The organism is Pseudomonas sp. 2995-1, from assembly GCF_002742505.1.
GTDB lineage: Bacteria > Pseudomonadota > Gammaproteobacteria > Pseudomonadales > Pseudomonadaceae > Aquipseudomonas > Aquipseudomonas sivasensis.
In genome coordinates, this window is sequence record NZ_LJSA01000051.1 from 1 (window position 1) to 231 (window position 231).

Sequence of the window (231 nt, forward strand, 5' to 3'; positions counted from 1 at the left end):
TTATGGATCATTGAGTGAAGGATGTCCTTTGCCCATTTACTATAATTATATATACCTTCACCATCTCCCCAACGATGAGATGCAAAGAATAGTGCTAATACAAAGTATTCTTCACCATCAGGGGCTGGACCATGAGCATTTTTAGTACCATCCAATTGACAAGACCATGCAAAATAACCAGCATGTTTCCCTTCAGGCATGTACATGTTTTTCATTGTCCAAGTCCAAATG

The 231-nt window shown here is 39.0% G+C and carries 1 protein-coding gene; it reads right to left on the bottom strand.

What is annotated here, in order from left to right; all coding sequences use genetic code 11:
• A partial coding sequence (locus AOA61_RS00190) for a hypothetical protein (protein WP_305886515.1) occupies positions 1-215 on the bottom strand: 215 nt, incomplete at its 3' end.
• Positions 216-231: the final 16 nt, after the last annotated feature.